Source organism: Burkholderia pseudomultivorans, from assembly GCF_001718415.1.
In the GTDB taxonomy this organism is placed as follows: Bacteria; Pseudomonadota; Gammaproteobacteria; order Burkholderiales; family Burkholderiaceae; genus Burkholderia; species Burkholderia pseudomultivorans_A.
The window spans coordinates 46,435-65,464 of sequence record NZ_CP013378.1 but is presented as its reverse complement, the minus strand read 5'-3'; the positions used below and the strand labels follow the sequence as shown (position 1 = coordinate 65,464).

Genomic DNA, 19,030 nt, shown 5'->3' with positions numbered 1-19,030 from the left:
GATACGGATGACGCAAGCGGCGGGCGCTCGATGAGGCCGTGGATCAGGCGGCTCGCCGCCGCATTGCCGTGGGTCGCGACGGGCGGCCTCGCGACCGTGGTCACGCTGGTCGCGCTCGCGCCGGCCGCGTGGATCGCGCCGCAGTTCGCGCGCGCGACCGGCGGCCACGTGAATCTTGCCGATCCGGCCGGCTCGCTGTGGCACGGTTCGGGCACGCTGATGCTCGCGCCGGGCGCCGACCAGAGCGCGGCGACGCTGCTGCCCGGCCGCGTCGAGTGGACCACGCGCTTCTGGCCGCTGCTGACCGGGCGCGTGCAGATGCGCATGCGCCAGACCGAAGCGATGCCGGAGCCCGTCACGCTCGATGCGACGTGGCGCGGCGCCGTGCTGTCGGCGGGCGCGATGGCCGTGCCCGCGTCGCTGCTCGCAGGGCTCGGCACGCCGTTCAATACGCTGGACCTGCAGGGCGACGTGCGGCTCGGCTGGACCGACTGGCGACTGATCGGCAGCAATGCGTTCGGCCAGCTGACGGTGACGATCGACGGGATGAGTTCGCGTGTGTCGCGCGTGAAGCCGCTCGGCTCGTACCGCGCGGTGCTGCAGGCGAAGGGCACGGGCGCCGATCTCGACCTGACGACGACGCAGGGCCCGCTGTTCCTCGACGGGCACGGCAGCTTCGGGCCCGGCAGCGGCGGGTTTCGCGGCACCGCGCATGCGGCGCCCGAGCAGCAGGCCAACCTCGCGGGCCTGCTGAACCTGCTCGGCCACCCGATCGGCAACGGCCAGGTGTCGCTGATCTACGGCGACGCGATGCGCTGACGCGCACGCCGCGCGCTTCGCTTACTGCTGTGCGAGCGCGCCGGCGCCCGAGGCTGCGGCCGCGGCCGGCGCTGCCGCGGCGGAGGCCGGCAACGGCGCGGGCGCGGCCATCTCGCCGGTTTCGCGCGCCATGTCCGACGCGCTCCAGCCGCCGCCGAGCGCCTTCACGAGACCGACCGACGACACCATCCGCTGGCCCGCGATCGACGCGAGCTTCTGCTGCGCGGTGAAGGCGGTGGCCTGCGCGGTCAGCACGTTCAGGTAGGCGACGGTGCCGGCCTTGTACTGGTTCGTGACGATCGCGAGCGAATGCTGGGCGTTTTCGACGGCCTGCCGCTGCACGTCGATTTCCTGCGCGAGGATGCGCTGCGACGCGAGATTGTCCTCGACGTCCTGGAACGCGCTCAGCACCGACAGCCGATACGCGGCCACGTCCTGGTCGTAGGTCGCGCGCGCGGCCTCGGTCTGCGCGGCGCGCAGGCCCGCGTCGAACAGCGTCGCCGCGAGCTGCGGGCCGACCGTCCAGAACCGCGCGGGCAGCGTGAACAGCTGCGACCACACCGAGCTCTCGAAGCCGCCGCTCGCCGACAGCGTGAGCGTCGGGAAGAACGCCGAGATCGCGACGCCGATCTGCTCGTTCGCGGCCGCCGCGCGGCGCTCGGCCGCGGCGATGTCGGGACGGCGCTCGAGCAGCGCGGACGGCACGTCGACCGGCGTGACCGGCGGTTCGGCCGCGAGCGGCATCGGCGGCAGCGAGAAGGTCGACGCCGGTTCGCCGATCAGCGTCGCGATCGCATGCTCGTACTGCGCGCGCGCGACGCCGTTGTCGATCGACGCCGCCTGCGCGCTCTGCAGCTGGGTCTGCGCCTGGATCACGTCCACGCGCGCGGCGACGCCCTGCGCGTACTGGTTTTCGGTGAGCTTCAGCGACTGCTGGTACGACTGCACGGTATCGTCGAGCAGCTTTTGCAGCGCGTCGGAGGTGCGCAGCTGGAAGTAGGTCTGCGCGAGCAGCGCCTGCTGCGACAGCCGCGCGTTCGCGAGATCGGCGGCGGCGGCCGCTTCGCCGGCGCGCTGCGCGCTGACGGTGCGGCTCACCTTGCCCCACAGATCGGGCTCCCAGCTCGCATCGAGGCCGACGCTGTAGCTGTTGCCGATCGTGCTCGACGAGCCGCCGAAGGTCGACGACGACGAAGAAGACGCCCGCGGCGTGCGCGAGCGCGAACCCGACGCGCTCAGCCCGACGGTCGGGAAATACGCGGCGCGCGCCTCGGTGACGAGCGCGCGCGCCTGCCGGTACGCGGCCGCCGATTGCGCGATGGTCTGGTTCGACGCGTTGAGCTTGTCGATGAGCGCGTTCAGCTGCGGATCGTTGTAGACCGTCCACCACGGGCCGCGATCGGCGCGGTCGGCCGGCTGCGCGACTTTCCAGCCGGCGGGCGCTTCCTTGAAGGCGGCGGGAATCGACGTGTCGGGACGATGATAGTCGGGGCCGACGGCGCAGCCGGCGAGCAGCACGGCCGTCGCAACGGCGACGGCGGCGCTCAGCGGGCGAACGGCGCGCGGGAGTGAGGCGTACGGCATCGTGATTTTCCTGTCTGGGCGCAGCGGGCGGCGCTGCGCGATGCGGTCGTTGCCGCTGGCGGACAAATGGTAACTGACGGCGGAAGGGCTGCGCACCCGTTAGGGTACGGTGCGCGGCGAGCGGAATGTGTTACCGGCGCGTCAGGCCGGTTTACCGGGCATTACGGATCGCTTGCGCGGCGACGCAGCCGGTGAGGCGGACAGGAAAGGGGAAAACGACGCGGCCCGGCCGCGCCGCGTCAGTGGCAGCGTGCGGGCACCGGCTCGGCGGCCGCACGCCATGACGACGGTTCCGTCGCGCCCGGCCGGGTCGTGCCGCGGCGCGCCGCGCCTTTCGCGTTGCGCTGCCGGCGATGATCGAACCACGCGATCCCGAGCGCGGCGAGCGAGCCGCCCGGCACCACCAGCATCGTCACGTACAGCGCGATCTTCCAGCCGCGGTGCGGCCCGGAGAACACATGATGAGCGGTATCGGTCAGGTTGCGGCGCAGCGCGCCGGCGGCATTTTTCAGGAACAGCATCGCGAACATCCTCGGGTGCCCGGCAGCGCGGGCGAATCGGTCAGAACATAGTCTCCGGCAGTGCAGCATGCACGTCGTAACTGGTTGCCTGAAATAATATTGACTAAGCAATCATTTTTCAAGATACTGGGCGCGTTTTGACCTGAAACGCACTGTTGCGTCGTGCGCAATCGAATGACCGGCGGCCTCTACGATCCCGACAACATCGCGCTGGAAACGAGCCTCGGCTACTACCTGACGAAGGCCAGGCAGGTGCTCGTCGAGCGGATGGACCGTGCGCTCGCGCCGTTCGATCTCACCGCGCAGCAGATCGGCGTGATCCTGCTGCTGTCGCGCGGTCATGCGCGCACGCCGTTCGAGCTGTCGCGCAAGATGTCGTACGACAGCGGCTCGATGACGCGAATGCTCGACCGTCTCGAACGCAAGGGGCTGGTCGCGCGCTCGCGCAGCGAGCAGGACCGCCGGATGATCGAGCTGACGCTGACCGCGCGCGGCGCGGAAGCCGCCGCGGCGCTGCCGTCGCTGATCGCGACCGCGCTGAACGCGCAGCTTGCCGGCTTCTCGGCGGACGAGCTCGCGACGCTGACGAGCCTGCTGCAGCGCTTCATCGGCAACGGGCCCGGTCTGGCCGACGGCTGTCCGCGTCCCGACGAAGCGGACGACTGACGCGGAGGCGCGATGTCTAGGTTAAGCATTCGCTTATTTATCTGTCTGGGCAGAAGATGACGCGTCACGTGCTCGATTCGATCCCTGTCCTGTTCCATCCGCCCGGGCCGCGCAGCACCGCGGGCCGGTGTCTTGCGTCGGCGCGTCGCGCGCGCCGCGCCTAGGAGAATCCGATGTCCGCCACCACGGCATCCGCCGCCTCCCCCGCCGCCGAACCCGCGCCGCTGACCGGCGGCGCGCTCGCGCTGCTCACCGTCGGGCTTGCGCTCGGCACCTTCATGGAAGTGCTCGATACGTCGATCGCGAACGTCGCGGTGCCGACCATCTCCGGCAGCCTCGGCGTCGCGACCAGCGAAGGCACGTGGGTGATCTCGTCGTACTCGGTCGCATCGGCGATCGCGGTGCCGCTGACCGGCTGGCTCGCGCGGCGGGTCGGCGAGGTGCGGCTGTTCACGCTGTCGGTGCTCGCGTTCACGATCGCGTCCGCGCTGTGCGGCCTCGCGTCCAATTTCGAGACGCTGATCGCGTTCCGGCTGCTGCAGGGCCTCGTGTCGGGGCCGATGGTGCCGCTGTCGCAGACGATCCTGATGCGCAGCTACCCGCCCGCCAAGCGCGGGCTCGCGCTGGGGCTATGGGCGATGACGGTGATCGTCGCGCCGATCTTCGGCCCGCTGCTCGGCGGCTGGATCAGCGACAACTACACGTGGCCGTGGATCTTCTATATCAACCTGCCGATCGGCATCTTCTCGGCGACCTGCGCGTTCTTCCTGTTGCGCGGCCGCGAGACGAAGACGACGAAGCAGCGGATCGACGCGATCGGCCTCGCGCTGCTGGTGATCGGTGTGTCGTGCCTGCAGATGATGCTCGACCTCGGCAAGGACCGCGACTGGTTCAACTCGTCGTTCATCGTCGCGCTCGCGCTGATCGCGGTCGTGTCGCTCGCGTTCATGCTGGTGTGGGAGGCGACCGAGAAGGAGCCGGTGGTCGACCTGTCGCTGTTCAAGGATCGCAACTTCGCGCTCGGCGCGCTGATCATCTCGTTCGGCTTCATGGCGTTTTTCGGCTCGGTCGTGATCTTCCCGCTGTGGCTGCAGACCGTGATGGGCTACACGGCCGGCAAGGCCGGCCTCGCGACCGCGCCGGTCGGCCTGCTCGCGCTGGTGCTGTCGCCGCTGATCGGCCGCAACATGCACCGGCTCGACCTGCGGATGGTCGCGAGCTTCGCGTTCGTCGTGTTTGCGGGCGTGTCGCTGTGGAACGCGACGTTTACGCTCGACGTGCCGTTCAACCACGTGATCCTGCCGCGGCTCGTGCAGGGCATCGGCGTCGCGTGCTTCTTCGTGCCGATGACGACGATCACGCTGTCGAGCATTCCCGACGAGCGGCTCGCGAGCGCGTCGGGGCTGTCGAACTTCCTGCGCACGCTGTCGGGCGCGATCGGCACGGCGGTCAGCTCGACCTTCTGGGAAAACGACGCGATCTACCACCATGCGCGGCTGTCGGAGTCGGTGAGCGTCTACGCGCAGAACACGACCGACTACCAGGGCGCGCTCGCGCAGCTCGGCATCCTCGGACAGACGGCCAACGCGCAGCTCAACCAGCTCGTCACGCAGCAGGGCTTCATGATGGCGACCAACGACTTCTTCCACCTGTCGGCGGTCGTGTTCGTCGCGCTCGCGGCGCTCGTCTGGATCACCAAGCCGAAGAAGGGCGCAGGGCCGGCGATGGGGCATTGAGCGCGGGCGCGCGGACGGCCTTCGCGTCCGCGCCCGCCGCTACTCCCTCGCCCGCAGGCCGCCGAACGCGAGATCGTCGCCGGGCGCGACCGGCAGCGTCGCGCGTGCGACCTCGAGCCACGCGCGCGCCGCGTGCGACAGATAGCCCTTCTTCAGCCAGCCGAGCGCGATCGCCCACGTGATCTCCGGCTCGACGATCGGCCGGCAGGTGAACTGCCCCGCATCGAGCCGCCGGCAGTACGGCTCGGGCAGCAGCGCGATGCCGACGCCCGCATGCACGAGCGCGGCCATGAAGTCCCAGTGCCCGCTGCGGCTCACGATCGACGGCGTGAAGCCGGCCTGCCGGCACGCGTCGAGCACCGCGTCGTGCAGCGCGAGGCTTTCCGCGTAGAACACGAACGACTCGCGCGCGAGATCGGCAAGCGGCACGGCCGCGTGGTCCTCCCAGCGCGACTCGCGCGGCGCGACCAGCCACAGCGGCGCGCGCACCATCGGCAGCCGCTCGAAGGTGCCGGGATCGACCGGCTCCAGCAGCCCGCCCAGTTCCAGCTCGCCCGAGGTCAGCGCGGCCTCGATCATCCGTGCGCCCTGCTCGAACAGCTTCAGCTCGATGTTCGGATAGCGCTGCTTGTACGCGGCGATGATCGGCGTAAACAGCGACCCGCCGAGCGGCGGAATGCCGATCGTCAGCTCGCCGCGCCCGAGCGTGCCGAGATCGTTCAGCTCCGACTGCAGCTGCGCCTGCGCGGCGAGCACGTCCTGGCCGCGCTGGAACACGATCCGCCCGGCGTCGGTGAGCACCATCTGCCGTCCGTCGCGCAGCAGCAGCGGCGAGCCGACCTCGTCCTCGAGCGCCTTCACCATCTTGCTGATGGTCGGCTGCGTGACGAACAGCCGGTCGGCCGCCGCAGTGAAGCTCTGCTGACGAACCACCTCGACGAAGTACCGCAGCGCGCGCAATTCCATCGACGACTCCCCAGATTGGTGCAGCGACTTACAAAAATTCCGAATTGGAATGACAAGGATAGAGACAAGTCATTTTATTTATGGATGGGGGAAACCTATACTTGCGCCATTGAAGAAATATCTGTATGGAGCCTCGCCATGAACAAGCCGATCGCCATTGCCGCCGCCCGCGCCGCCGTCCCGACCGGGGTCGCGCGTACCGCGCGCATTGCGCTGCAGGCCGCCGCGCTCGGCGCGCTCTGGATGGCGGTCGACTGGGCCGTGCGGCAGCTCGGGCTGCCGATCCCGTCCGGCGTGATCGGCCTCGCGGTGCTCCTCGTGCTGCTGTTCTCGGGCCGCGTCGCGCCCGCGTGGGTCAAGGACGGCGCGAACTGGCTGCTGTCCGACATGCTGCTGTTCTTCGTGCCGGCGGCCGTCGCGGCCGTCCAGTACGGCGGGCTGTTCCGCGAGGACGGCTGGCGCATCGCGCTGGTGATGCTCGCCGGCACCGCGTTCGTGATGGTCGCGGTGGCCGTCGCGGTCGATCTCGCGGCGAAGCTCGAACGCCGGCTCGCCGTGCAGCGCGTGTACGCCGAACGCCGCCGCGCGCGCGCCTGAGCGCCGCCCTCCCCGAATCGCACCGGAGCCTTTCATGCTTGCCGCGCTGTCGAACCTGTTCGCCGACCAGGCGAACGCCGCGATTTCCTTCGGCTGCTTCGTGCTGACGGTCGTGCTGTACTTCGCGTCGAAGCGCCTCTACGCGTACCGCAAGACGCTGCTGTTCTCGCCGCTCGTGTTCGTGCCGGGCGTGCTGGTGCTGCTGGTGTTGCTGACCGGCATCCCGTATTCGGTCTACTTCCGCGACACGCGCTGGCTGATGTGGCTGCTCGGCCCCGCGACGATCGCGTTCGCGGTGCCGATCTACGAGTATCGCGAGCTGATCCGCCGACACTGGCTGTCGCTGTCGGTCGGCGTCGCGGTCGGGATCGGCGCGGGCGTGTGCGGGTCGCTGCTGCTCGCGAAGCTGCTGCACCTGTCGCCGGAGCTGCAGCGCTCGCTGATGACGCGCTCGGTGTCGACGCCGTTCGCGCTCGCCGTGTCCGACAAGATCCATGCGCCGAGGGATCTCACCGCGCTGTTCGTGATCGCGACCGGGATCTGCGGGATGCTGCTCGGCGAACTCGTGCTGGCGCTCGTGCCGATGCGCACGCGGCTCGCGCGCGGCGCGCTGTTCGGCGCAGCCGCGCATGGCGTGGGCACCGCGAAGGCGCGCGAGATCGGCAGCGAGGAAGGCGTCGTGTCGAGCCTGACGATGATGATCGCGGGCGTCGCGATGGTGCTGATCGCGCCGCTGCTGACGCTGCTGCCGATCTGACCCGGCGTGCGGCGTGCCGGCTGGGCCAGCCGCGCAGCCGCCGCGATCACCCTGCCGGCCGCGCCGTCGCGCGGCGCTTCGGCGTGCCGCGCATCCGTCCCCGTCTCCCTGCATCGCCCCTTCAGCCGCCCGACAATCGGCTGAGATAGCCGCAAATCCCCCCTCTTTTCCGCCCATCGGGCGCGGCCCGGATGCCGAACAATGCATGCTACGAGACATCACGCACGCATTCACATGGCCTCCACGACCGCAAATCCGCCCGCCGACAAGCCGGCATCGTCCGGCAAGTTCAAGCGCATCGCCCTGATCGCCGTCATCGCGCTGGGCGCGGCCGCGGCCGCCGCGGCCGGCATGTACGTGTTCCTGAACAAGCAGGGCGCGTCCCATGCGGGCGCGCCGGCCGAGCCGCCGCCGCTGGCCGCGCCGGTGTTCTTCCCGCTCGATCCGCTGACCGTGAACCTGCAGTCGGACGACGGCGTCCAGCACTACCTGCGCGTCGGCCTGTCGCTGAAGCTGACCGACCCGAAGGCGCAGGAGCAGCTGACCGCGCGCATGCCGGAAATCCGCAGCCGGATCCTGCTCGCGCTGTCGAACAAGCACCCCGAGGAGATCGCGACGCCGGACGGCAAGCACGCGCTCGCGCAGCAGCTGCGCGACCTGATCGAGCAGCCGACGCAGCCGGGCAATCAGCGCGCGAAGGTCGACGACGTGCTGTTTACCGAGTTCGTCGTCCAGTAACGCGGCCGCGAAAGGAGCGCGCATGGGCCACGAAGAATTCATGTCCCAGGAGGAGGTCGATGCACTCCTCAAGGGCGTCACGGGCGAAACCGACTCGGTCGACGAAGAGCGCGACACGTCGGGCGTACGCCCGTACAACATCGCGACGCAGGAGCGGATCGTCCGCGGCCGGATGCCCGGCCTCGAGATCATCAACGACCGCTTCGCGCGGCTGCTGCGGATCGGCATCTTCAACTTCATGCGGCGCACGGCGGAAATCTCCGTCAGCCAGGTGAAGGTGCTGAAGTACAGCGAGTTCACGCGCAACCTGCCGATCCCGACCAACCTGAACCTGGTGCACGTGAAGCCGCTGCGCGGCACGTCGCTGTTCGTGTTCGACCCGAACCTCGTGTTCTTCGTGGTCGACAACCTGTTCGGCGGCGACGGGCGCTTTCACACGCGCGTCGAGGGCCGCGACTTCACGGCCACCGAGCAGCGCATCATCGGCCGGCTGCTGAACCTCGTGTTCGAGCACTACACGACCGCATGGAAGAGCGTGCGGCCGCTGCAGTTCGAGTTCGTGCGCTCGGAGATGCACACGCAGTTCGCGAACGTCGCGACGCCGAACGAGATCGTGATCGTCACGCAGTTCTCGATCGAATTCGGGCCGACCGGCGGCACGCTGCACATCTGCATGCCGTACTCGATGATCGAGCCGATCCGCGACGTGCTGAGCTCGCCGATCCAGGGCGAGGCGCTCGAAGTCGACCGCCGCTGGGTGCGCGTGCTGTCGCAGCAGGTACAGGCCGCCGAGGTCGAGCTGAGCGCGGATCTCGCCGAGATCCCGACGACCTTCGAGAAGATCCTGAACCTGCGCGCGGGCGACGTGCTGCCGCTCGAGATCGCCGACACGATCACCGCGAAGGTCGACGGCGTGCCGGTGATGGAATGCGGCTACGGGATTTTCAATGGTCAATATGCGTTGCGCGTGCAGAAGATGATCAGCGCGAGCGACACGATGAAGGAAGGTGGATATGAGTGAGCTGAACCCGACGCCCGAACTCGACCCGCAGGCGCTCGCCGACGCGGCGCTGGCGGACTCCGCGGCCGCACCGGCGGCCGAGGCCGATCCGATGGACGACTGGGCCGCCGCGCTCGCCGAGCAGAACCAGCAGCCGGTGCAGCCGGGCGCGACCGGCGCCGGCGTGTTCCAGCCGCTGTCGAAGGCCGCGGCGAGTTCGACGCACAACGACATCGAGATGATTCTCGACATCCCGGTCAAGATGACCGTGGAGCTCGGCCGCACGAAGATCGCGATCCGCAACCTGCTGCAGCTCGCGCAGGGCTCGGTCGTCGAGCTCGACGGCCTGGCCGGCGAGCCGATGGACGTGCTCGTCAACGGCTGCCTGATCGCGCAGGGCGAAGTGGTGGTCGTCAACGACAAGTTCGGGATCCGGCTGACCGACATCATCACGCCGGCCGAACGCATCCGGAAGCTGAACCGATGAAACCGGCGTGGTCCGGCCGCGGTGTGCGCGCCGCGTGCGCGGCGGCGTCGGCCGCCGTCGTCGCGTCGCTTGCCGCTGCGCCGGCCGTCGCCGCCGACATGAACGCGGTCAATCACGCCGGCGCGATCGCCTCGGGCGTGGTGGTCGGTTCGGCCGCGCCGTCGCTCGGCGTCGGCGCGGTGCTGCAGACGCTCGTCGGGCTCGCGGTCGTGATCGGCCTCGTGTTCGGCTGCGCGTGGCTCGCGCGCCGCTTCGGCTTCCAGCCCGCGCGACGCGGCGGCCCGCTGAAGCTCGTGTCGAGCGTCGCGGTCGGCGCGAAGGAAAGCGCGACGATCGTCGAGATCGGCGATACATGGCTCGTGCTCGGCGTCGCGCCCGGTAACGTGCGGCTGCTGCATACGCTGCCGGCCGGTTCCGCGGCGGCCGCGCCGGTGGACGCCCCCGCCGGCGTCGCGCCGTCCGGACGCGCTGCGTCCGGCAGCGGCGAGCTGTCCGTCAACGGCGCGTCGTTCGGCGCGCGCTTTCGCGACGCGCTCGCCGGCGAAGCCGCGAAGCGCCTCGGGCGCGGCAAGGAGCGCTGACATGCGCGCGCCGTCGCCCTTCCCTCTTTCTGCCGTAACCCGATGAACCACGCTTTCCTGCGCCGCGCGGCGCGCTTCGCGCCCGCGCTGATCCTCGGCCTCGCCCCTGCGCTGGCGTGCGCGCAGGCGGCCGGCCTGCCCGCGTTCAACGCGAGCCCGGGCCCGCACGGCGGCACCACGTATTCGCTGAGCGTGCAGACGATGCTGCTGCTCACGATGCTGTCGTTCCTGCCGGCGATGGTGCTGATGATGACGAGCTTCACGCGCATCATCATCGTGCTGTCGCTGCTGCGCCAGGCGCTCGGCACCGCGACGACGCCGCCGAACCAGGTGCTCGTCGGCCTCGCGCTGTTCCTCACCTTCTTCGTGATGTCGCCGGTGCTCGACCGCGCATACACCGACGGCTACAAGCCGTTCTCCGACGGCAGCGTGCCGATGGAGCAGGCCGTGCAGCGCGGGCTCGCGCCGTTCAAGGGCTTCATGCTGAAGCAGACCCGCGAGACCGATCTCGCGCTGTTCGCGAAGATCTCGAAGGCCGCGCCGATGCAGGGCCCCGAGGACGTGCCGCTGTCGCTGCTGGTGCCCGCGTTCGTCACGAGCGAGCTGAAGACGGGCTTCCAGATCGGCTTCACGATCTTCATCCCGTTCCTGATCATCGACATGGTCGTCGCGAGCGTGCTGATGTCGATGGGGATGATGATGGTGTCGCCGTCCACCGTGTCGCTGCCGTTCAAGCTGATGCTGTTCGTGCTGGTCGACGGCTGGCAGCTGCTGATCGGCTCGCTCGCGCAGAGTTTCACGTAAGCGACGGAGGCCCGCGATGACGCCCGAACAAGTGATGACGCTCGCGCACCAGGCGATGATGGTCGGCCTGCTGCTCGCCGCCCCGCTGCTGCTGGTCGCGCTCGCGGTCGGCCTCGTCGTGAGCCTGTTCCAGGCCGCGACGCAGATCAACGAAGCGACGCTGTCGTTCATCCCGAAGCTGCTCGCGGTCGCCGCGACGCTGGTGATCGCCGGCCCGTGGATGCTGACGACGATGCTCGACTACCTGCGGCAGACGCTGCTGCACGTCGCGACGCTCGGCGCGGGCTGAGCGGCGCGTTCGACCTTGCTGCTTCCGCCATGTTCTCGGTTACCTACGCGCAGCTCAACGGCTGGCTGACGGCCTTCCTGTGGCCGTTCGTGCGGATGCTCGCGCTCGTCGCGACGGCGCCGGTAGTCGGCCACCCGTCCGTGCCCGTGCGCGTGAAGATCGGCGTCGCGGCGTTCATGGCGCTGATCGTCGCGCCGACGCTCGGCGCGATGCCGCCCGTCACGGTGTTTTCCGCGGAAGGGATCTGGATCGTCGTCACGCAGTTCCTGATCGGCGCGGCGATGGGCTTCACGATGCAGCTCGTGTTCGCGGCCGTCGAGGCGGCCGGCGACTTCATCGGGCTGTCGATGGGGCTCGGCTTCGCGACCTTCTTCGATCCGCATTCGAGCGGCGCGACGCCGGTGATGGGCCGTTTCCTGAACGCGGTCGCGATGCTCGCGTTCCTCGCCGTCGACGGCCACCTGCAGGTGTTCGCGGCGCTCGCCGCGTCGTTCCAGTCGCTGCCGGTGTCGGCCGCGCTGCTGCACGCGCCCGGCTGGCGCACGCTTGCCGCGTTCGGCGCGACCGTGTTCGGGATGGGGCTGCTGCTCGCGCTGCCGGTCGTCGCGGCGCTCTTGATCGCGAACCTGGCGCTCGGGATTCTGAACCGCGCCGCGCCGCAGATCGGCGTGTTCCAGATCGGCTTCCCGGTGACGATGCTGGTCGGGCTGTTGCTCGTGCAGCTGATGGTGCCGAACCTGGTGCCGTTCGTGTCGCGCTTGTTCGACATGGGGCTGGACGAGATGGGGCGGGTGTTGGTCGGGTGGCGCTAGGCGCCCGCGCAGCTTGCCGGGCGGCCCGTGCGCGCTCCGGCCCCCGATTGCTGGAAAACCCCTAAAGGATTCACCCCCCCGCGAAAGGTTGCGGAAGGTTTCGCGTCCCTATACTCGTCGCGACGATGCAGCAAGCATCGCGCCACACGAATACAACGAACGGAGACGACCCGATGCGACCCATTCTGCGCACCCTCGCCGTTGCAGCCAGCCTGAGCTGCGCGCTCGCCGCGCACCCCGCCCTCGCCGACGACGGCGGCAAGATCACGATCATGGTCGGCGGGATCGCGAAGCTGATCTATCTGCCCGCCCGCCTGACGCAGGAACTCGGCTACTTCAAGGCCGAAGGGCTCGACGTCGAGCTGCTGTCGCAGCCGGCCGGCGTCGACGCGGAGAACGAACTGCTGGCGGGCGCCGTGCAGGGCGTGGTCGGCTTCTACGACCACACGATCGACCTGCAGAGCAAGGGCAAGGACGTGAAGGCGATCGCGGTGTTCGGCCAGGTGCCGGGCGAAGTCGAGATGGTGTCGACGAAGGCTGCGCCGACCTTCAAGTCGATGGCCGACTCGAAGGGCAAGACGCTCGGCGTGACGGGCCTCGGCTCGTCGACCAGCTTCCTCACGCAGTACCTCGCGCTGCAGCACGGCGTGCCGTCGACGCAGTACACGATGCTGCCGGTCGGCGCCGACGCGAGCTTCATCGCCGCGATCAAGCAGGGCCGCATCGACGCGGGGATGACGACCGAGCCGACCGTGTCCGCGCTCGAGAAGATGGGCGACGCGAAGGTGCTGGTCGACATGCGCACCGTGGAAGGCACGCGCGCCGCGCTCGGCGGCACCTACCCGGCCGCGAGCCTGTACGTGCAGTCGGCATGGGCCGATTCGCACAAGCAGCAGGCGACCAGGCTCGCGCACGCGTTCGCGAAGACGATGCAGTTCATCCACACGCACAGCGCCGACGAGATCGCCGCGAAGATGCCGGCCGACTACCAGAAGGACAAGGCGCTGTACGTGTCGGCGCTGAAGGCGTCGCTGCCGATGTACACCGCCGACGGCAAGATGCCGGCCGACGGCCCGGCGACGGTGCTGAAGGTGCTTTCGGCGTTCAACCCGTCGGTGAAGGGCAAGCACATCGACCTCGCCCGCACCTACACGAACGATTTCGTGAACGCGAAATAAGCATCACGCGCCGGCGGCGGCGATCCCGCCGCGTCGCGCGTCCCGTCCCGGTCCGGCTGACCGGCCCGGCGCCGTTGCACGACGCGGCGCCCTTTTCACCCGCAGGACGAATGCGATGAACCAGGCAGTCTCCCCGAGCACACCGGCGATCGAGTTTCGCAACGTGTCGTGCCGCTTCATCTCGCCGGAAGGCAAGGCCACCGTCGCGCTGCGCGACTTCAGCATGAGCGTCGCGCGCGGCGAGTTCATCGCGATCGTCGGGCCGACCGGCTGCGGCAAGTCGACGACGCTGAACCTGATCACCGGGCTGCTCAAGCCCGTGTCGGGCGAAGTGCGCGTGATGGGCCGCCCGGTCGACGGCATCGATCCGCGCATCGGCTTCGTGTTCCAGGCCGACGCGGTGTTCCCGTGGCGCAACGTGATCGACAACGTCGCGGCGGGCCCGCTGTTCCGCGGCCGCTCGAAGGACGTCGCGTATGCGCAGGCCGAGGAATGGATCCGCAAGGTCGGCCTCGACAAGTTCACGAAGCACTACCCGCACCAGCTGTCGGGCGGGATGCGCAAGCGCGTCGCGCTCGCGCAGACCTTCATCAACCAGCCGGAAATCCTGCTGATGGACGAGCCGTTCTCCGCGCTCGACATGCAGACGCGCACGCTGATGCAGGACGAGCTGCTGCAGCTGTGGTCCGCGAACAAGGGGTCGGTCGTGTTCGTCACGCACGATCTCGAGGAAGCGATCGCGCTGGCCGACCGCGTGTTCGTGCTGACCGCGCGCCCGGCGACGCTCAAGCGCGTCTACCCGATCGACCTGCCGCGCCCGCGCGTCATGTCGGAGGTGCGCTACGACGCACGCTTCATCGAGATTTCCAAGGACATCTGGCACGACCTGCGCGAAGAAGTGCAGATCGGCTGACGGCAAGACCGCAAGGACAGGAGCATGACCGACATGACGCTTCCCACCACCGCCCTTCCGGCGACGACGCTCGAGGACGACGAGCGCGCCGCGCAACGCCGGCTGCGCCGCCGGCGCAACCTGATCGTCACGCTGCGGATCGCCGTGCTCGTCGTCGTGCTCGGCGGCTGGGAGCTCGCCGCGCGGCTCAAGTGGATCGATCCGTTCTTCTTCTCGATGCCGTCGCTGATCTTCGAGCAGATCCAGGACTGGTTCGTCAACGGCACGTCGCAGGGCCCGCTGCTCACGCAGGTGTGGGTCACGCTCGAGGAAACCGCGATCGGCTTCGTGATCGGCTCGGTCGCCGGCGTGATCTGCGGGATCGTGCTCGGCCGCAACAAGCTGATGGCCGACGTGTTCGGCCTCTACATCCAGATCGCGAACTCGATTCCGCGCGTCGTGCTCGGCTCGGTGTTCGTGATCGCGCTCGGCCTCGGCATGGCGTCGAAGATCGCGCTGGCCGTCGTGATGGTGTTCTTCGTCGTGTTCGGCAACGCGTTCCAGGGCGTGCGCGAGGCGGACCGCTACCTGATCGCGAACGCGCAGATCCTCGGTGCGTCGCGCCGGCAGATCACCACGGCGGTCGTGATCCCGTCCGCGCTGAGCTGGATTCTCGCGAGCCTGCATGTCAGCTTCGGCTTCGCGCTGGTCGGTGCGGTGGTCGGCGAATTCCTGGGTTCCAAGCAGGGCATCGGCCTGCTAATCTCCACCGCCCAGGGCGCGTTCAACGCGAGCGGCGTGTTCGCGGCGATGATCGTGCTGGCCGTGGTCGCGCTGGCCGCCGACTACCTGCTGACCTGGCTGGAGAAGCGGCTGCTGAAGTGGCGTCCCGCCGCGTTCTGAGCGCCGCGCCCGGCCGCACGACGTGACGCCCCGACCGCGCCGGCACCCCCGGCGCGGTTCGGCATTGGACGAGGAGCAACGAAAGATGACGCACAGCCTGCGCGGGCGGCTGCTGTGGTGGCTGCTGCTGCCGCTGGCGGCGTTCGTGCTGATCGCGGGCGCGATGTCGTACGACACCGCGCGGCGCACCGCCACGCTCGTGCAGGACAGTGCGCTCGTCGCGTCCGCGCGCACGATCGGCGAGGACGTCGAATGGCGCAACGGTCTGCCGGTCGCTGACGTGCCGCCCGCCGCGCTGGAAATCTTCGAGTCGCCGTCGCGCGACTCGGTGTTCTACAAGGTGATCGACGGCCACGGCCGGCTGCTCGCCGGCAATCCGGCGCTCGAGGTGCCCGCGCGGCACGGCGTCGAGCCGACGCCGTACGACACGACGCTCGACGGCGTGCCGCTGCGCGCGGTGGCCTACGATCGCCAGCTGTACGACGAAGGGCAGATCGAGACGGTGACGGTCGTCGTCGCGAAGACGACGCGCTCGCACCACGCGATGGTCAACACGATCTGGCGGCCGCAGCTGCTGCGGCTGTCGCTGATGCTGATGCTCGCGGTGGTGCTCGTCTATCTCGGGCTGACACTGGAGCTGCGTCCGCTGATGAAGCTGAAGGACGACGTGGCCGACCGCGGGCCGATGGAGCTGGAGCCGATCCGCCCCGAGCGGCTGCAGCACGAGCTGCGGCCGATCGTCGACGCGATCAACCAGTGCATCGCGCGGCTCAACACGCATACGGCCACGCAGCGCCGCTTCATCGCCGATGCCGCGCACCAGCTGCGCACGCCGATCGCGGTGCTCGACACGCAGATCCAGTATGCGCAGCAGCGCGATCACGACGATCCGGAACTCGCGTCGGTGCTCGACAGCATGCAGCGCAGCAGCCGCAAGATGGCCGACGTGACCGACAAGCTGCTGCTGCTCGCGCATGCGGAGGCGACGCCGTCGACGCTGCTGACGCAGCGCGTCGACCTCGCGGCGCTCGTGTCGAGCGTGCTGGAGGAGACGATCGTGCTCGCGCAGCGGCGCAACATCGATCTGGGCGCTGACCTCGGCGAGCGGCTCGACGTCGCGGGCAGCGACAGCCTGCTCGGCGCGCTCGTGATGAATCTCGTCGACAATGCGGTGCGCTACACGCAGCCCGGCGGCTGCGTGACGGTCGCTGCGCGGCGCGACGGCGACACGGTCGTGCTCGACGTGATCGACAATGGTCCCGGTATTCCGGCCGAAGCGCGCCCGCACGTGTTCAAGCGCTTCTACCGCGTGTCGGCCGACACCGAGGGCTCGGGCCTCGGGCTCGCGATCGTCCGCGAGATCGCGCAGGCGCACGGCGGCAGCGCGTCGCTCGCGCCGGGGCCCGGCAATCGCGGGATCGTCGTGACCGTGCGGCTGCCTGCGTACGATTGAAGGAAGTGCGTCATGAAACTCTTGCTGGTCGAAGACAACGCCGAACTCGCGCACTGGATCGTGAACCTGCTGCGCGGCGAGGATTTCGCGGTCGACTGCGTCGGCGACGGCGAGCGCGCCGACACGGTGCTGAAGACCGAGCGCTACGACGCGGTGCTGCTCGACATGCGGCTGCCGGGCATCAGCGGCAAGGAAGTGCTCGCGCGGCTGCGCCGCCGCAACGACAACGTGCCGGTGCTGATGCTGACCGCGCACGGCTCGGTCGACGACAAGGTCGACTGCTTCGGTGCGGGCGCCGACGACTATGTGGTGAAGCCGTTCGAGTCGCGCGAGCTGGTCGCGCGGATTCGCGCGCTGATCCGCCGACAGGCGGGCGTCGGCGCGACGCAGCTCGCGTGCGGCGATCTCGTCTATGCGTTCGGCACGCGCGAATTCCGCTGCGGCGACGCGCCGCTCGCGCTGCGCCGCCGCGAGCACGCGATCCTCGAAACGCTGATGCTGCAGCAGAACAAGACGGTCTCGAAGGCGCGGCTGATGGACAGCGTGTTCGCACTCGACGACGAGCCGAGCGCGGACGCGATCGACATCTACATCCACCGGCTGCGCAAGCATCTGGCCCAGAGCACGGCCGAGATCATCACGCTGCGCGGGCTCGGCTACATCCTGCGCGCGAAGAGCGGGACGGCCTGACGGGCGGCGCGCGCTGCCCGACCCATTGCCGGCGATCTCGGCGGGCGGTCGGCGCAAACCTTTCGAATCGATTCGTATTGCAGAACGCCGGCTGCCGCCCGATCGACGCCACGCCGATCCGTGAACGCCTGTCGTTCGGTGTTTTCACCGATCCGATCGTTGCATCCGGGAAAGCGGCGTGAAGGATTGCACCCTCTACGATGTCACGCGTCGGTCATCTCGCTGTGGCCGGCAGGCGTCGGCATACGTTACGTACTGCCAATAGACGAATTTCAATGCGGCAGCTCGGAGGAGACGATCTTGAAACGAAAAACCCTTGCCCTTTCCATCGCGGCGGCAGGCCTGTGCGCCGGCACCCAGGCGCACGCGCAGTCGAGCGTGCAGCTCTACGGCCTGATGGACCTGAGCTTTCCGACCTATCGGACCCACGCCGACGCCAACGGCAACCATGTGATCGGCATGGGCAACGAAGGCGAACCGTGGTTCAGCGGCAGCCGCTGGGGCCTGAAGGGCGCCGAGGACATCGGCGGCGGCACGAAGATCATCTTCCGCCTCGAAAGCGAATTCGTGGTCGCGAACGGCCAGATGGAAGACGAAGGTCAGATCTTCGATCGCGACGCGTGGGTCGGCGTCGAGGACGAGCGCTTCGGCAAGCTGACGGCCGGCTTCCAGAACACGATCGCGCGCGACGCGTCGGCGATCTACGGCGACGCGTACGGCTCCGCGAAGCTGAGCACCGAGGAAGGCGGCTGGACCAACTCGAACAACTTCAAGCAGATGATCTTCTACGCGGCCGGCCCGACCGGCACGCGCTACAACAACGGCATCGCGTGGAAGAAGCTGTTCAGCAACGGCATCTTCGCAAGCGCCGGCTACCAGTTCAGCAACTCGACCGCGTTCGCGACCGGCTCCGCGTACCAGCTCGCGCTCGGCTACAACGGCGGCCCGTTCAACGTGTCGGGCTTCTACAACCACGTGAACAACGGCGGCTACAGGAACCAGACCTTCTCGGTCGGCGGCAACTACACGTTCAGCATCGTGCGCCTGAACGCCGGCTATTTCCGCTACAACGGCGACCAGGGCTCGCTCGGCCAGCGCCACGACGATTCGTGGACCGTGTCGATGAAGATCGCGCCGAAGGGCCCGCTCGACTACGAGCTCGGCTACCAGCAGATGCGCGTCAAGAACGCCGCGTACAACGCAGACGGCTTCACACCGAACGCGAACCTCGGCGCGTTCAGCCTGACCAACGGCGTCGGCAACGGCTTCAAGGAGACGATCTACGGGTCGGTGTTCTATCACCTGAGCAAGCGCACCGAGCTGTACCTGGCCGGGGACTACATGCGGCTGCACGGCGGCTATACGGTAGCGTCGACGTTCGGCGCGAAGAACCAGCTGGAACTGACGTCGGGCATCCGCACGCGGTTCTGAGCGCAGGGTCCGGCCATCCGGGGGCCGGCCATCCGGGGGCCGGCATCCCGGATCCCGCCGGGCCCGGCTGCGCCCCCTTCCATTTCGGGCTTCTCCATGCGGGCACGCCGGCATCGCGCCGACCGT

The 19,030-nt window shown here is 69.0% G+C and carries 21 protein-coding genes; 18 read left to right on the top strand and 3 right to left on the bottom strand.

All coding sequences use genetic code 11. The features are described from left to right. The first annotated feature begins 30 nt into the window (after positions 1-30). The gene (gspN, locus tag WS57_RS13285; RefSeq protein ID WP_059516049.1) at positions 31-819 is read left to right on the top strand and encodes a type II secretion system protein N; all 789 of its coding nucleotides are present in this window, start codon (positions 31-33) and stop codon (positions 817-819) included. 21 nt (positions 820-840) lie between these two features. On the opposite strand, the gene WS57_RS13280 is transcribed toward gspN, so the two are convergent. Both WS57_RS13280 and WS57_RS13275 read right to left on the bottom strand, forming a co-directional pair. Next, a complete protein-coding gene (locus WS57_RS13280) occupies positions 841-2,403 on the bottom strand; it encodes an efflux transporter outer membrane subunit (protein ID WP_059516047.1) in 1,563 nt (520 codons plus the stop codon). Positions 2,404-2,642: 239 nt separating this feature from the next. Beyond that, positions 2,643-2,924 carry a multidrug ABC transporter ATPase gene (locus WS57_RS13275; protein ID WP_081056770.1) on the bottom strand — a complete coding sequence of 94 codons (282 nt, stop codon included), beginning with the start codon at positions 2,922-2,924 and terminating at the stop codon, positions 2,643-2,645. 174 nt (positions 2,925-3,098) lie between these two features. On the opposite strand from WS57_RS13275, the gene WS57_RS13270 reads away from it, so the two are divergent. Together WS57_RS13270 and WS57_RS13265 are read left to right on the top strand one after the other, a co-directional pair. Beyond that, positions 3,099-3,590 (top strand): MarR family winged helix-turn-helix transcriptional regulator, encoded by a 492-nt coding sequence (locus WS57_RS13270; RefSeq protein ID WP_009690068.1) that lies wholly within the window; start codon positions 3,099-3,101, stop codon positions 3,588-3,590. A 173-nt stretch (positions 3,591-3,763) separates the two neighbouring features. Then, positions 3,764-5,326, top strand: a complete 1,563-nt coding sequence (locus WS57_RS13265; protein WP_059516043.1) for a DHA2 family efflux MFS transporter permease subunit — start codon at positions 3,764-3,766, stop codon at positions 5,324-5,326. A 39-nt stretch (positions 5,327-5,365) separates the two neighbouring features. Here the strand turns inward: WS57_RS13265 and WS57_RS13260 are convergent, their stop codons facing one another. Next, complete coding sequence (locus tag WS57_RS13260) at positions 5,366-6,292, bottom strand: LysR family transcriptional regulator (RefSeq protein ID WP_040128625.1); 927 nt, start codon at positions 6,290-6,292, stop codon at positions 5,366-5,368. Between the two features lie 138 nt (positions 6,293-6,430). Here WS57_RS13260 and WS57_RS13255 point away from each other — a divergent pair, with 138 nt between their 5' ends. The 15 genes from WS57_RS13255 (at position 6,431) to WS57_RS13185 (ending at position 18,904) form a co-directional block, all read left to right on the top strand. After that, positions 6,431-6,889, top strand: a complete 459-nt coding sequence (locus tag WS57_RS13255) for a CidA/LrgA family protein (protein WP_009691941.1) — start codon at positions 6,431-6,433, stop codon at positions 6,887-6,889. Positions 6,890-6,923: 34 nt separating this feature from the next. Next, positions 6,924-7,646 carry an LrgB family protein gene (locus tag WS57_RS13250; protein ID WP_069244398.1) on the top strand — a complete coding sequence of 241 codons (723 nt, stop codon included), beginning with the start codon at positions 6,924-6,926 and terminating at the stop codon, positions 7,644-7,646. Positions 7,647-7,847: 201 nt separating this feature from the next. Continuing rightward, complete coding sequence (gene fliL / locus WS57_RS13245; protein ID WP_052102266.1) at positions 7,848-8,384, top strand: flagellar basal body-associated protein FliL; 537 nt, start codon at positions 7,848-7,850, stop codon at positions 8,382-8,384. Between the two features lie 22 nt (positions 8,385-8,406). Next, positions 8,407-9,405, top strand: coding sequence for a flagellar motor switch protein FliM (gene fliM, locus WS57_RS13240; protein WP_040128623.1), 999 nt, complete (start codon positions 8,407-8,409; stop codon positions 9,403-9,405). Next, positions 9,398-9,871 (top strand): flagellar motor switch protein FliN, encoded by a 474-nt coding sequence (fliN, locus tag WS57_RS13235; protein WP_040128621.1) that lies wholly within the window; start codon positions 9,398-9,400, stop codon positions 9,869-9,871. Before fliM ends, fliN begins: the two co-directional genes overlap by 8 nt. Beyond that, a complete protein-coding gene (fliO, locus tag WS57_RS13230; RefSeq protein WP_069244397.1) occupies positions 9,868-10,452 on the top strand; it encodes a flagellar biosynthetic protein FliO in 585 nt (194 codons plus the stop codon). The genes fliN and fliO overlap by 4 nt, the downstream gene beginning before the upstream one ends. A gap of 42 nt (positions 10,453-10,494) precedes the next feature. Next, positions 10,495-11,256: a flagellar type III secretion system pore protein FliP gene (gene fliP / locus WS57_RS13225; RefSeq protein ID WP_059516040.1), complete on the top strand. Its 762-nt coding sequence runs from the start codon at positions 10,495-10,497 to the stop codon at positions 11,254-11,256. Positions 11,257-11,272: 16 nt separating this feature from the next. Then, positions 11,273-11,545 (top strand): flagellar biosynthesis protein FliQ, encoded by a 273-nt coding sequence (gene fliQ / locus WS57_RS13220; protein ID WP_006401718.1) that lies wholly within the window; start codon positions 11,273-11,275, stop codon positions 11,543-11,545. Between the two features lie 29 nt (positions 11,546-11,574). Next, complete coding sequence (gene fliR, locus WS57_RS13215) at positions 11,575-12,357, top strand: flagellar biosynthetic protein FliR (RefSeq protein WP_009690376.1); 783 nt, start codon at positions 11,575-11,577, stop codon at positions 12,355-12,357. Between the two features lie 173 nt (positions 12,358-12,530). After that, a complete protein-coding gene (locus WS57_RS13210; RefSeq protein ID WP_009690375.1) occupies positions 12,531-13,535 on the top strand; it encodes an ABC transporter substrate-binding protein in 1,005 nt (334 codons plus the stop codon). Positions 13,536-13,650: 115 nt separating this feature from the next. Then, positions 13,651-14,448, top strand: coding sequence for an ABC transporter ATP-binding protein (locus WS57_RS13205; protein WP_009690374.1), 798 nt, complete (start codon positions 13,651-13,653; stop codon positions 14,446-14,448). 33 nt (positions 14,449-14,481) lie between these two features. After that, a complete protein-coding gene (locus WS57_RS13200) occupies positions 14,482-15,330 on the top strand; it encodes an ABC transporter permease (protein ID WP_040129045.1) in 849 nt (282 codons plus the stop codon). A gap of 85 nt (positions 15,331-15,415) precedes the next feature. Then, entirely contained in the window at positions 15,416-16,783 is a 1,368-nt protein-coding gene (locus WS57_RS13195) for a sensor histidine kinase (protein ID WP_059605049.1), read from the top strand. Between the two features lie 12 nt (positions 16,784-16,795). Then, positions 16,796-17,473 carry a response regulator gene (locus WS57_RS13190; protein WP_059478251.1) on the top strand — a complete coding sequence of 226 codons (678 nt, stop codon included), beginning with the start codon at positions 16,796-16,798 and terminating at the stop codon, positions 17,471-17,473. Between the two features lie 300 nt (positions 17,474-17,773). Beyond that, positions 17,774-18,904: a porin gene (locus tag WS57_RS13185; protein WP_040128611.1), complete on the top strand. Its 1,131-nt coding sequence runs from the start codon at positions 17,774-17,776 to the stop codon at positions 18,902-18,904. Positions 18,905-19,030: the final 126 nt, after the last annotated feature.